Raw genomic sequence first — 13766 nt, 5'->3', positions numbered from 1 at the left:
CCCACCGACGATTTTAGCTGACTTTATATGAAAAATACCTGGAACAAAGCGGTGTGCGTGCTGCTGGGCGGCTCCGTATTTCTGGCATCTTGCGAGAAGGAAGACACGGGCGAGCTGGAAGGCGTGGCACCTACGGCCGATTTTACGGCGGCCATCAATACAACGGAGTTTCCTACAGTTGTCACTTTCACCAATACCAGCCAGAATGGCTTTCTCTACCAATGGGAGTTTGGCGACAACTCTACGGGCACCGGCGAAACCGTAACGCATACGTACCCACGGGGCGGCACCTACAAGGTGCGCCTCACGGCCGCCGGGCGGGGGGCACGGGCACTTCGCCCGAGAAGGACGTTGTAGTGCCTTCGCCCTGCGCTAATGCCTCTTTCGCGGGACTGACTGATTGTGCCGGCGGTGGCGTTACCGTTTGGACCTATTCACAGGCAGCGGGCGCCATTGAGGTGCTGGCCGCCGATGATCGCACGGTGGTATCAAGTTCGGCTGCTAACAGCCTGCCTGCCTGCCAGGCAGATGACCAGTTCAGCTTCAGCGGCGGTTACCAGTATATCTACAAGAGTGGGGGGCAAACTTCCGTGAACGGCGCCTGTGCTACGGCAGCTGACGTTACTACTAACTTCCGGTTCCGGCCCAACGGTAGCGGCCCCGCCCAGATTATTCTGCAAGCCGACAACGCATTCATTGGGACGTCGAGCCCCGCCGCGGCCCGCACCTACGACATCGTAGAGGCTACCGCTCAGCGTTTGCGCCTGAAAAGCACCAATGCCAACGGCACCAAAACGGTGGTAACGCTTGTGCCTTTCAATGCTACTGATCCAATTCGCCAGCTGCTTACTGGCGGCTCGTCCAAAACCTGGATGCTGGATAATGCTACTGATGCGCCCATCATTGTAGGCACAGAAGGCAACCCACTCCAGTACTTCGCGGGCGTAAAGGCTGGTGAGCTGCCTACTTGTCAGTCGGACGACGAGTACACGTTCTCCTCCACCAATACGCTGACCTACAATGCCAAGGCCGAAACATTCTCGGCAGCGGCTGGCTTCACTTGTCAGCCTGCACAGTCCGGTACGTCGGCATTCACATTTGGGCCGGCTAGCGGCACTGGATTGGCTCAGTTCGTTCTGGCCCGGACCAATGCCTTTATCGGCACTACTGATGCTTCCCCTACAGAGCGCGTGTATCGCATCATTTCTATTGATGATAAAAAGATGACCCTGCGTGCTGGCAGTGGCTCGAATGGAGGTACCGTATTCACCATGAAGTTTGTCGCTAAGTAGTGCAGTGCTGCGGGTCAAAGATGTTGTTGATTAAATCACTAGGAAGCTTATGAAAAAGAATAGCTTACAATACCGCAGGGCACTGGGGGGCTTTTTGGGCGCTGCCATGCTGTGCTGCCTGACGGCCACGGCTTGCACTGAGGAGAAGGAAAAATCGGTTCCGACTCCAACTCCTACGCCTCCCGCCGCGACCGAAGTAAATGCCGAAGCTCGCGACTTCAGCCAATACACGGAGTTGGTGTGGAGCGACAACTTTGATGGGAGCGCCCTAGATCAGAGCAAGTGGACCTATGAAGTCAGCGACAACTGGTACAACAATGAACTGCAAGCCACTACCAACAGCAGCGAAAACTTGTATCTGAACGGCGGCAACCTGGTCATTCAGGCGAAGCGGGAGCAACTGCGCAACCGACAGTATACCTCGGCTCGCATCGTTACCAAGGGCAAGCAGGATTTTGCCTTCGGCCGTGTTGATATCCGGGCCAAGCTCCCGAAGGGCAAAGGCATCTGGCCAGCAATCTGGATGCTCGGTTCCAACGACTCTCAGGCCCCTTGGCCGGCTTGCGGCGAGATTGACATCATGGAGTTGCGCGGTAGCCAACCAGCTGTGAATATTAGCACCATTCACTTTGGCAATACTACCGCCGACCGAAAACAAAAGGGCACAGAAGTACGCCTACCCACCGGCGACTTCGCGGATGATTATCACATCTTCAGCTTGGTGCGTAGCAAAGGTCAGCTACGGTGGTACTTAGATGGCCAGCAATACTTCTCGGTCACGTCCAGCGAGGTTTCGCCTTATCCCTTCGACAACAAGTTCTACATGATTCTGAACATAGCCGTGGGGGGCGATTTTGACGGTAATCCTGATGCCAGCACCACTTTCCCTAAGCAGATGCAGGTAGATTATGTGCGCTACTATCAGTACAAATAATTGTATGGCGCTTGGGGGGCTTTTTTAAGCCTGCATTCTTGAGTAGTTAATCTTACTCACACCGGTCTGCTCAATCCAGACTAGTGAGGGCCGGGGCCGGAGCTGTTGCGTTTGAGGTGCAGCCCGGCCTCTTGGCTTTCAGGCAAATGTTATTTGTTTAAAAGGCCGCTTTCTCTGGAATTTCACCAGGGGAAGCGGCCTTCGTATTTATTGCAATGCGGCTGTTACTTCAGTTTGTTGCGTTGCTAGAAGGGAGCCAGAGAAGGAGCATCTCATGGGGCGATACTTGTTTTGATGCCCTTTATATAAGTGTATTGTCGCTAGCATCTGGTATAATATCAAGTACGTAAACGTCTAAGATATAATTTAATGCGAAAAATCACATATAGATAAAATATAACTTTAACAACAATGTTTGATAGTTTAAACGATTGTTATATAATAATTCTATGATCTATTTGTTCAGGTGAAATAAAGGCTATTTCTTGTCGGCGTCAGTCAAATATGTCTAACACTTTAAAACCGACAAATGAGAAAAGTTTTACTACTGTGCATGCTTATGGTGTGTACTATTCTGGCCTATCGGGCAGAGGCACAGGTGCGTACCATCTCCGGAAAGGTGGTAGCATCTGATGGCAATACGCTGCCTGGCGTAACAGTGGTGGTGAAAGGCACTACCCAAGGCGCCTCCACCGATGCCAACGGTACTTACACCTTAGCTTCGGTGCCCACCACGGCCACCACCTTAGTGTATTCTTTTATCGGCTACGACACGAAAGAGGTAGCAATAGGCGATAAGACTACCATTGATGTGAGCTTGGTACCGAATACTACCGGCCTCGATGAAGTAGTAGTAATCGGCTACGGTACCCAGCTTCGCCGTGAGCTGACAGGCTCGGTGGCTACCATCAGCGGAGCTGATATAGCCCAGAAGCCTGTGCAAAGCTTCGAGCAGTCGCTGCAAGGGCGCGCTCCCGGCGTAAACGTCACGACTCCTAACGGCGTGCTGAATACGCCTCCCGTGGTCCGAATTCGGGGGGTGAACTCCATCAACCTCAGCTCTTCGCCACTATATGTTATTGACGGCATTCCGGCATTCAGCGGCAACAACTCGGCACTTTCCAGCGTGCCCAATAACCCGCTCAGCAACGTGAACCCCAATGATATCGAAAGCATTGAAGTACTGAAGGATGCTGCCGCTGCCGCTATCTATGGCTCGCGGGCAGCAGGCGGTGTTATTCTGGTAACCACCAAGAATGGTAAAAAAGGGCAGAGCCGTATCTCCCTCGATTCGTGGGTTGGCTGGAGCAAACCTGTTCGCCTGTATGAGGTGCTGGGTGCCGAGGACTACATGTTGATTAAGAATGAGGCTGTTCGCAATCTGAATGCAAACCGTGCCTCCGTAGGGGCGGCGGCCAACAACCGAGAAGGTTTCCTGCCTTCGTATGATGCTGATGGAAACGTGGTTAATACGCGTTGGTATGACTACATCTACCGTACTGGCTTCTCTCATTCCAATGCCCTGAACTTCTCCGGTGGTACCGAAAAAACGAGCTATTATGCCTCGGTTGGTTACACGGGTCAGAATGGCATGTTGAAGAATAACGAATTCAAGCGCCTGTCGGGTCGAATAAACATTGACCACAAGGTGTATAAGAACTTCACCGTTGGCGCCCGTATTGGTTACTCCAATAACTACAACTCTTCGCCCAACTCCGGCTCAATAGGAGACGCGGCTTTCAGCATAGCAGGCTTAGGCCGGGCCCCACTGGTTTTGCCCCCCAACGTAGCTGCCCGCAATCCTGATGGCACTCCTAATATTAATACGGCAGGCAATGGCGTGGGTCCGGGAGCTAATACCAACCCAGCTCCCAACTACGCCCCCTTGGTTACTGGCTACTACAATCCCCTGGTTGACCTCGAGAACAACTACTTCACGTCGGAAGGCAACGAGATTCAGGGTAGCCTCTATGCCAACTGGGAAATCCTGAAAGGTCTGAACGTGCGAACCACGTATGGTTTGAACAATAGCTCTTTTGAGGATCAATTGTTCTACACGGCGCTATCAGGCGACGGCTATGCTACGGGTGGACAGGCCGCCAACTACTTCCGCACCAATAAGCGCTGGAACTGGCAGAACACCGCCCAGTACGACCGCAGCTTTGGCAACCATAACGCCTCGATCCTGCTCGGTGGCGAACAACAGCGCACACAGGTAGACCGCTGGGGTGCCAGCCGCACGCAGGTAGCTGATGACTTCTTTAATACGTATCAGGGTAATTACACCAACATTGCCGTATCTGGTAACTCCCAGGGTGAGAACTACTTGGTGTCTTACTTTGGCCGTCTGACCTACGACTTTAACAAAAAGTATCTGGCCTCCATCAATGTGCGTCGCGATGGCTACTCGGCCTGGGGCAACGAAAAGTGGGGCAACTTCTACGGAGCATCACTTGGTTACATTGTATCGGAAGAGCAATTCTGGAAGGATGCTGCCTTTTCTAATGTCTTCAACTTCCTGAAATTTACGGGTAGCTACGGGGAGGTAGGCAATAGCCAGGGTATCAACGATTTCGCTTCGCTATCTACCTATGGTTCGGGCCTGTATGGCTCTAGCGCCACGCTGGGTTACTCTACAGCTGGCAACCCTGATTTGACCTGGGAAACCAGCAAAAAGACGGATGTTGGCTTCTCTTTCGGCTTGTTCCAAGATCGGGTGCAGGGTGACTTCTCTTACTACCGCAACCTCGTTGATGGTTTGATTCTGGATGTACCTCAGGCACCTTCCAGAGGTGTTCCCAATAATACCATCGCCGCTAACGTAGGCTCGATGCGCAACACGGGCATTGAGTTAAACCTCAACCTGCGCGCTATCCAGGGTAAAGACTTCAGCTGGACAGTAAACGGTAACTACACCACCCTGAAAAACCGCGTAGAGACGCTAGTAACGGAAGGACAGCGCATTGCTACCGCTACGTCTGGTCTTGAGATTGTCAACTTCACGGAAGTAGGTCGGTCAGTGGGCGAAATCCTAGCTGTTCCATCCTTAGGTGTTAACCCACTCACCGGTCAGCGCATGGTGCGCAAAATTGACGGTACTGTAGTGCAGTACAACCACTTAGGTACCACTGGCCCGGGCTCTACGGGCTGGACAACGCTCGATGGTGTAAACACTACGGCTCCCACGCAGCTGGCCGATGGAATTTACTATGGCCCAACACTGCCCAAGTGGTATGGTGGCTTCGATAACACGTTCCGCTACAAGAATTTTGATCTAGGCGTATTCATTCAGTTCTCGGGGGGCAATTATATCTACAATGGCACCAAATCGGGCTTGCATGACCAGCGCTTCTGGAACAACGAAAAAGATATCATGAACCGCTGGACCTCGGAAAACACGAATGCTGAATGGCCCCGCGTAGTATACGGCGACAACGTGTCCAACGGCTCGGCACTGATTATGTCGAGCAACGTAGAGAAGGGTGATTTTGCTCGTCTGCGCAATGTAGCGCTGGGCTATTCGGTGCCTTCTACGTTGGCTACTCGCCTGGGCCTGGCTACTGCCCGCGTGTACGTGCAGGTGCAGAATGCTGCCTTGCTAACGAAGTATTCCGGTATTGATCCTGAAATCTCGACGAACGGCAACACCAACACGGGTGCTGGCGTCGACCGCAACTCCATCGGTCAGGCCCGCACGTTCACGGCTGGCTTCAACATTGGTTTCTAATACTAGCTCTCTCTGACACTGATGAATACGATACTAAAGAATAAGGCGAAGGTGGCTGTTTTCACTGCCTTACTAGGCATGGGAGCCTTTTCCTGCCAGACTGATTTGCTGGAGCCAGTTCCAGAAACTGTATTTTCTGACTTGGTGGTGTTTGACACCCCTACGCGGGTTGCGCTACAGATTAATTCACTCTACACCTACGTAAAGGCAGGGGCTTTTTATGGCGGCCGCTACCAGGTGTACGGCGACATTCGGGCCGACGATTTTATCGTGCAAACGAGTAATAACGTGACGGGCTACAGTGTATGGAATCATACGCTCACCGAGTCATCACAAAACGACGTTACCAACCTCTGGAATGCAGCGTATGCTGCTATCAACCAGGTTAATGTATTCCTGGCTGGACTTGACGCTAACACGGCAAAGTTTGTAGCTCCGGCCTTCCCCGCCGACTTTGCGACTACGACGGCGAATGCTTACCGGGGTGAGGCTCGGCTGCTTCGGGCGCTGAGCTACCACGCGCTTTTGCAGCTGTATGCCCGCCCTTATGCCGATGGGCAGGGCAGCAAGCCCGGCTTGCCCTTGCGCATCATGGCAGAAACAGGATCTACCAACAATGACTTGGCGCGCAGCACAGTGGCCGAAGTGTACGACCAGATTTTAGCTGATCTGATCTTCGCCGAGCAGAACCTGCCCCTGACGTATAGTGGTGCTGCCCTGAACACAACCAGAGCACATCGCAATACCGCTATTGCCCTGAAAACGCGGGTGCTCCTGACCATGGGCCGCTATGCCGAGGTCATTACGGAAGCCAACAAGATTGTGCCGGCCACCGCGCCATTCACAGCAACCACCGGCGTAGCTCATGCCCTGAATCCGTCGATAGCTGCCGTATTTACTTTTCCCCAAGAAACCACGGAGAACATCCTGGGCTTCCCGTTCACCGCTCAGAACGCACCAGGCACTCAGAATCAGCTTGGGTATTATTTCCTGCCTGGTTCACGGGGTGGCAATGGGGAGTATGCTCTGAACTCCGATGGTATTCTGGGTAATGCGGCCTGGTCGGCGACGGATGCGCGCAGAACGAGCTTTGTATTCCGGGTCGGAACTACTCCTTATCTGACGAAGTATTCCAATGGCTCTACCTCTACAAATCCTTATCTGGATAAAGCGCCGGTGATTCGCTACGCTGAGGTGCTCCTGAATCTGGCGGAGGCGCGTGCTCGGGTAAATGGGCCCGCCGATGCTCAGGCATTGGCCCTGCTCAACGCTGTGCGTACGCGCTCGGCCGGCACACCCTATACGCAAGCCACAGTGAACAACATTCTGCTTGAGCGGCGTATTGAGTTTTTGGGCGAAGGAATTCGCAACATGGACATCATGCGTTTGAACGCAACGATTCCCGCCAAAAGCTCCGTTGGTGCCGTAGCCCCATCCGATCCGCTCTATGTGTGGCCAATTCCATCTGGCGAACTGCAAGCCAATGCGCTGATGACCCGCAACTAGACTATTCACCGCAAGCCCAAAAAAGCCCCCCAGCATATTGTTGGGGGGCTTTTTTAGATTTGATGCGTATGCCACGCTCATTTTTACTGATGAAAATTCAGCGGACTGCAAATGGAAAAATAAACTTTCATTCTCAGGCTCACGAGCAGCTATAGTTTCAATAAAAAGCCCCAGCTACCTGAATAGTAGCTGGGGCTTTTTATTGAAATTCTACGGCCAGATTAGTGGGCGTGAATGCGCTTGCGCTTTTGGATACGACGTTGTTGGGCCTGCTTAACCCGACGATACAGCGCCTCTAGAGGCGTTTCGGCTTGGCGCGTGGTGGGAGCTGCATCTTTCAGCTCTTCAACCTTTTTTGATTTGGTAGGCTTCATAAGGGAGTGTGTACGTGTCTCTCAACGGTAGAGTTCCCCTCAAAGATACGCCGCCTCGTTGGATTAGCCGACGTAAGGCTTGTTGATAAAAACATTTATGTATTCAGATTATGCAATATGCATTAATTCAGCATCGTTGGAAATATACACCCTATTTCCCCGGTAGCGTCCCCGGTTTCGCGTCGCGCTCGTATGAAATACTGTAGTGTTTTCCTATTGCTGATGGCGCTGAGCGTGACCGCTTGCAGTGCCCAATCGGATGAGACGGTAGTGGCCCGCGGCGAGTTCGGCCAAGCGATGAATGGCCTTATCTACTCCCCGCAGACCATGCGCCAGCTCCGCCACATCGTGGACTCGCTGAACCTGCGGCATAAAGTGTGCGATGCGCGCCCGGTATATCGCAGCCAGTGCCAAGGCCAGGCGCACTATGTGCGGTTGGATGAGGGCAACTTCAAGCAGGCCCGCCAAGCACTCGAGCAGGGTATTACGCCCGAAGCATTTGCAGTAAGATTTCCGAAAGCGACCATTGCTAAAAACTTGCTGGTAGTCTGCTACGAAGACGAGGAAGAAATAAGTGATGCTGACACAGGCGATGACCGAAAAAGGAGCAATGTCACGGTGTATCGCAGTATTCCTTTCAACGATGAAGGCGATTATACGCTAAGAATCAGCGGCGCTAATCGGAACCAAGCTGCAAAAGGCGGGCGCTGGGTTATTGATCACCAGTCTCAAACAGCATATTCTGACCAGTATGTAGAGGGCTTTTATTTTACCACGGAGCTAACGCAATCCACGCTGCCAGTTCAGTATGCCTCAATGGTGCAGTATGCTGATTGCCTGATTGATACTACTACCCAGATCTATTTTGACTCTGCCAAGCGTACAGGTCGCAGGTATCAAGCAGAGTCGACGAAAGCGCAGGAGTTCTTTATGAGCTATGTTCATCAGCAAACTCAGCGCCCGTCAATAGACTATAATGAGAAGATGACCGAGGCCCAGCGAGAAGCTCGGTGGCGGGCCTATTACGAATGGGATTCGCTACGGCTAAATAAGGTAGACGCCTTGGCCAAGGCGCCCAAGTTTCGGGCGTTGTTAGCCCAAGCCGTTACGGATACAAACAGTCGTGGTGCGACCACCGACGAATTTGAGGAATATGTAGCCCGATACTATTCACCTAAAAAAGCGCTGGAGTTTAAGCGGAGCCGCATTGTGGTAGGCGGGTGCAGTCAGGATGATAGTCCGCGCTATCATGCGCTAAACATTGCCCAGCTTTCGGCGGAAACCGTGAATTGGGAAACGTTTCTTCGGGCCCACCTCGACATTATGAACGACCGATTTGAGCGCTCATCGGATGGTAGCTACGCATGGGCTGCGCGCAAAACCTACTTACGTGAGCTCGAAGAGCTGGATATTGATGTACCCAATCTGATGCTTGGCATCACGTTGCGCATCGACAAACCGAGCCGTAACCATTACTTCGGCAGTCTGGGGCGCTTAGGCCGTGCCCTAGCCGAAACCCAGCAACCCCGGGAACTAGAGCAACGCCTATTAGACATTGTCGCCGATCCTGCTCTGGACACCTACAACCGTGTGCTGGCTTATTACCTGTTCTTAAATTATAACAACTACTTGGAAAACGAGCAACTTAAAAAGCAGAACGTAGTGAGGCTAAATGAAGCCGTGCAGAAACTGCCGTCCTACTTAGTGGCCCGCGCGACTGTAAAGGAGAGTAGATAGAACTCAAAAAAGCCCCCCGGTATGAACTGGGGGCTTTTTTTATTGATTTGTGAAATTAGGGATTATTCTCCGGTAGACACTGGAGGCGCGGTCTGCGTGGTTTCTGCGCCACTAGCTTCGGGTCGCGGGCCACGGTTATTGCGGTTGCGGCCGCCGCGCTTGCGGCGTTTCTGAGCCTCACCAGCTTCGCCTTCGGCCCGGGGCTCGCGTGGTGTCCGGGGTTGGCTGCTGCCATTCGTTGGTTCGCCCTCAGCTCTGGGCGCACGCGGCTCCCGCACTTCGCCTTCCGGGCGCGGGGCGCGGGGCGGGCGCTGGTAAGGCTGCGCTGGTGCACCACCGGCGTCGAGAGCAGCTAGAGCAGCATTGGCCTTCGCAATACGCTCTTTCTGCGCTGGGTCGTTGGCATCAGCATCGCGACGGGGCGGGCGACTGCCATCACGGGGGCCTTCGCGGCGTGGACCACGGCCGCCGCCATCACGCGAGCTGCCACCGCCAGAATGACCATTGCGAGCCGGGCGACCCCCAATTTTGCCCCCCAGACCACTAAAGCGCTTTGGGTCGAACTCCGGAGCGGGGCCCAAGCCTAGCTCTTCAGTAATATTCTTCTTTTCCAGCTCCCGCTCAATAAGCTTTTCAATCTTAAGCACGCGGTCCTGGTCCTGATCGGCAATGAAGGTAATGGCCGTGCCGGTGGTAGCAGCGCGAGCCGTGCGGCCGATGCGGTGAACGTAATCTTCCGCGGCTCGTGGAATATCGTAGTTCACCACGTGCGAAAGGCTATCAATGTCGATGCCGCGGCTAAGCACGTCGGTAGCTACCAGAATCGGGAACTGCTTGTTCTTGAAGTCGCGCATGATCTTCTCACGCTCTTCCTGAGTTCGGTCAGAGCTGATGCCCTGGGCCACGTAGCCTAGCTTATTAATAGATCGCACAATGTTGCCCACGGCCGCTTTTTGCGAGGTAAACAGCACCATGCTCTGCACATTCTGAGTTTTGAGAATGTGCTCCAGAATGTAAATTTTCTGGCGGTCGAAAGCCATGTACAGCTGCTGATCGATGCCGGCAGCAGGCTTGGATACGGCCAAACGAATTTCCTCGGGCTCGTTGAGAATCTGCTTCGAGAAGTCGCGGATTTTATTGGGCATGGTAGCCGAGAACAGCAGCGTCTGGCGCTTCTTCGGTAGCTGGCGCACGATGTTGAGGATGTCATCGGAGAAGCCCATGTCCATCATCTTATCGGCCTCATCCAGCACCAGATACTTGATCTGGTCGAACTTCACGTAGCCCATTTGCAAGTGAGCAATCAGGCGGCCTGGCGTGGCAATAATAATGTCGGCGCCACTGGTGAGGGCGCGTTTCTGCTGCTCCCAACCTTCGCTTTTGCCGCCGCCATAAATCGCAATGCTGCTGGCTTCTACGAAGTAGCCAAAGCCCGTTACCTGCTCATCAATCTGCGTAGCTAGCTCGCGGGTCGGCACCAGAATGAGGGTGGAAGTGTGGCCGTGCTTGGCGTGCGAAATGCGGTCGAGGAGGGGGAGGAGGTAGGCCGCCGTTTTGCCGGTACCCGTCTGGGCGCAGGCAATCAGGTCTTTACCTTCAATAATTTTGGGAATCGCCTGCTCCTGTATGGGCGTGGCATTCAGATAATTCATGGCGTCCACACCGGCCAAAAGGTCGTCGTGGAGATTAAACTCGCTAAATTTCAAGGTACAGCTAAGTGAAGTGAAGAAATGGCTGACCTTGTTTTTCTGGTCAGCGAACCGCTTGATTTAAGGCAAAGATACGCCATTTTGAAGCGCTGCCGTTGAGGCTACATTTGCCTGCATTACTGAGGAGTGCGGCGTATATAGAATAAGACAATTATAGCCGTACTGCGGTTCAAAAGCGACTACTGCTGCCTGCTTCGGGAAGTGCCGTTTGCTGGATTTATCTTGTCGGACTTTTGATGGCTAAAAATGACTGTATCAATTCCGAATTCTACTACCTCCGTCGTTGAAAAAGCCCCCCAGCCTTTCGCGGGCCTGCTTATTTTGGAGCTGGCCTCCGTGCTGGCGGGGCCGCAGGTCGGGCAGTTCTTCGCCGAGCTTGGGGCGACGGTATTAAAAATAGAAGCTCCCAGCGGCGACGTAACCCGCACCTGGAAGACCGCATCCGAAACTTCTGAAGCGGATATCTCCGCCTATTTCGCCGCTTCCAACTGGGGCAAAAAGTCCATCGTGTTAGACCTGACCACGGCCCACGGTCAAGAAGCTATTCGTGCCTTTGCCGCTCGTGCTGATATTGTGCTAACCAGCTACAAACCAGGCGATGCGGAAAAGTTGGGTGCTGATTACGCCACCATTTCAGCCATCAATCCGCGCCTCATCTACGGGCATCTCACTGGCTACGGCCCTGCTACCAACCGTGCGGGCTACGATGCCGTGCTACAGGCCGAAGCAGGATTTATGTACCTGAACGGCCCGCCCGGCAGCGAACCACTGAAAATGCCCGTGGCCATGATCGATCTGCTCGCGGCCCATCAGCTAAAAGAAGGCCTGCTCACCGCGCTCTACCAGTGCACACATACGGGCCGCGGTGCCTACGTGCAGGTGTCGTTGCTCGACAGCGCATTGGCTTCCCTGGCCAACCAGGCCGCGACCTGGCTTGTTGCTGGCCACGACCCTAAGCCTTTAGGATCTGGGCATCCGGGCATTGTGCCTTACGGCACCGTGTATCGCGCCGCCGATGGCCGGCAGCTTGTGCTGGCCGTGGGCAGCGACCGACAGTTTGGATTGCTGTGTGAAGTCTTGGCCCGACCAGAGTGGGGCGTGGATGCTCGCTTTCAAACGAATGTGCTGCGCGTGGCTAACCGGACTGTATTAGAAGAACTATTGCGGCAACGCATAGGGCAGGTAAATGGCGACAAGCTGCTCCAAACGCTGGAAAAGCAGGCGGTACCGGCAGGTGCCGTGCGCACGGTAGGAGAAGCGTTGCAACACGCGTCAGCGGCGCGAATGATTTTGCCCCCCACAGCTGATTTTCCGCATCCGGGTCTGCGAACGGTCGCTTTTCAGAGTTATACTTGGCAATGCGCGGCCGCACTCACGAGCCCGCCGCATCTGGCTCAGCATCAGGTAGAAACTGAGTCGTTGAACACTGGATCTGGCCAGCACGGTTTAGGCTAGGCAGGCTTGGCACAGCTTTGGTTTACTAACTTATCAAGCTCAACCGCGTAACTTCTTACGACTGCTCATGGCTTTCAGGGCCGACTGTAGCCTTTCTTTTCTTTGCGATTATGGCCAAAAGAACCTCTAAAAAATCAGTTGCCACCTCTGTAGAGGACACTGAAACTGCTCATACTCATGAGAAGGCAATGGCTGCCGCCGAAGAGGTTACGGCGGAAGTAGCCATTGAGCGTTTAGCACTTATTTCTGAAGGCCTGAAGCAAAAAGCCACAGCCAAGCAAGCTATCTTCCGCAATACCAGCGCCGCCTTCGAACTGTTGCGCCAGGTATCGATGGAGCTGACGCTGGAGCTAAGCCGGCGCATCACAGCCATTGATTCTACGGTGGTAATTGAGTACCGACCCATCAATGAAATGGAGTTTCACATCCGTTTCTCCGGCGACCTGCTCATGTTCGTGATGCACTCCAACATTGTTACTTTCCCCGACGACTACGGTCCCATGCCGACCAAGTACGTGGAAGATGATTTTCGGCGGCGCTTTTTCGGCCATATCATGGCCTACAATTTCATGGCCGACAGCATCAAATATCAGCGCCTCAATGACCCCGGTTATTTGGTTGGCCGATTACTCATCAACATCGAGAATCACTACTTCATCGAGGGGGTAAAAGAGCTGGAATTGCCTGACATAAATATGGCGGATAATATGCTCACCCACGATGCCCTGAAGCTGTTCGTGGAAAGCGCCATGATTGCCGCCGTAAACAACGATTTAATTGCCCCCCGCTCCAGGAAATTCAGAAAATTACGGTAAAACAAAAAATTGAGAATCAACAGGTAAGCCGCGGCAGTAAACTAGGGTTTAGCTTTTACAACGGGCAGCATCACCCCGAATAGCCATACTGCTGGCGCTTCAATTTATAGGCATTTTTCAACAAGAAAGCCCCCCAGAAGTACTTCTGGGGGGCTTTCTTGTTGAAAAAAATTGCTACAGTTATACTGTTTTATTTATTAGGTTCAAGTAGATGTTT

Annotated in this window: 10 protein-coding genes; 8 read left to right on the top strand and 2 right to left on the bottom strand. The window is 53.3% G+C overall.

Going from position 1 to position 13766, the window contains the following annotated elements:
* Positions 1-27: 27 nt before the first annotated feature.
* From G7064_RS06240 to G7064_RS06220, 5 genes are all read left to right on the top strand, one after another.
* Positions 28-357: a PKD domain-containing protein gene (locus G7064_RS06240; protein ID WP_166072914.1), complete on the top strand. Its 330-nt coding sequence runs from the start codon at positions 28-30 to the stop codon at positions 355-357.
* Positions 357-1292: a hypothetical protein gene (locus G7064_RS06235; RefSeq protein WP_166072913.1), complete on the top strand. Its 936-nt coding sequence runs from the start codon at positions 357-359 to the stop codon at positions 1290-1292. Before G7064_RS06240 ends, G7064_RS06235 begins: the two co-directional genes overlap by 1 nt.
* 49 nt (positions 1293-1341) lie before the next feature.
* Positions 1342-2226: a family 16 glycosylhydrolase gene (locus tag G7064_RS06230; RefSeq protein WP_133272096.1), complete on the top strand. Its 885-nt coding sequence runs from the start codon at positions 1342-1344 to the stop codon at positions 2224-2226.
* Positions 2227-2755: 529 nt separating this feature from the next.
* On the top strand, positions 2756-5953 hold the full coding sequence (locus tag G7064_RS06225) for a SusC/RagA family TonB-linked outer membrane protein (RefSeq protein WP_166072912.1): 3198 nt from the start codon (positions 2756-2758) through the stop codon (positions 5951-5953).
* Between the two features lie 21 nt (positions 5954-5974).
* Positions 5975-7459, top strand: a complete 1485-nt coding sequence (locus tag G7064_RS06220; RefSeq protein WP_166072910.1) for a RagB/SusD family nutrient uptake outer membrane protein — start codon at positions 5975-5977, stop codon at positions 7457-7459.
* Between the two features lie 221 nt (positions 7460-7680).
* On the opposite strand, the gene G7064_RS06215 is transcribed toward G7064_RS06220, so the two are convergent.
* Positions 7681-7833 (bottom strand): hypothetical protein, encoded by a 153-nt coding sequence (locus G7064_RS06215; RefSeq protein WP_165963500.1) that lies wholly within the window; start codon positions 7831-7833, stop codon positions 7681-7683.
* Between the two features lie 222 nt (positions 7834-8055).
* Between G7064_RS06215 and G7064_RS06210 the strand changes: the two genes are divergently transcribed.
* Complete coding sequence (locus G7064_RS06210) at positions 8056-9570, top strand: hypothetical protein (RefSeq protein WP_166072909.1); 1515 nt, start codon at positions 8056-8058, stop codon at positions 9568-9570.
* Positions 9571-9632: 62 nt separating this feature from the next.
* On the opposite strand, the gene G7064_RS06205 is transcribed toward G7064_RS06210, so the two are convergent.
* On the bottom strand, positions 9633-11222 hold the full coding sequence (locus G7064_RS06205; RefSeq protein ID WP_165963700.1) for a DEAD/DEAH box helicase: 1590 nt from the start codon (positions 11220-11222) through the stop codon (positions 9633-9635).
* Between the two features lie 303 nt (positions 11223-11525).
* Between G7064_RS06205 and G7064_RS06200 the strand changes: the two genes are divergently transcribed.
* On the top strand, positions 11526-12734 hold the full coding sequence (locus G7064_RS06200) for a CaiB/BaiF CoA transferase family protein (RefSeq protein ID WP_240935772.1): 1209 nt from the start codon (positions 11526-11528) through the stop codon (positions 12732-12734).
* Between the two features lie 110 nt (positions 12735-12844).
* The gene (locus tag G7064_RS06195) at positions 12845-13549 is read left to right on the top strand and encodes a hypothetical protein (protein WP_240935771.1); all 705 of its coding nucleotides are present in this window, start codon (positions 12845-12847) and stop codon (positions 13547-13549) included.
* Positions 13550-13766 lie beyond the last annotated feature (217 nt).

It is taken from the genome of Hymenobacter sp. HDW8 (assembly GCF_011305775.1).
Lineage (GTDB): Bacteria > Bacteroidota > Bacteroidia > Cytophagales > Hymenobacteraceae > Hymenobacter > Hymenobacter radiodurans.
The sequence above is the reverse complement of the archived record's forward strand: the minus strand, read 5'-3'. Positions and strand labels throughout refer to the sequence as shown.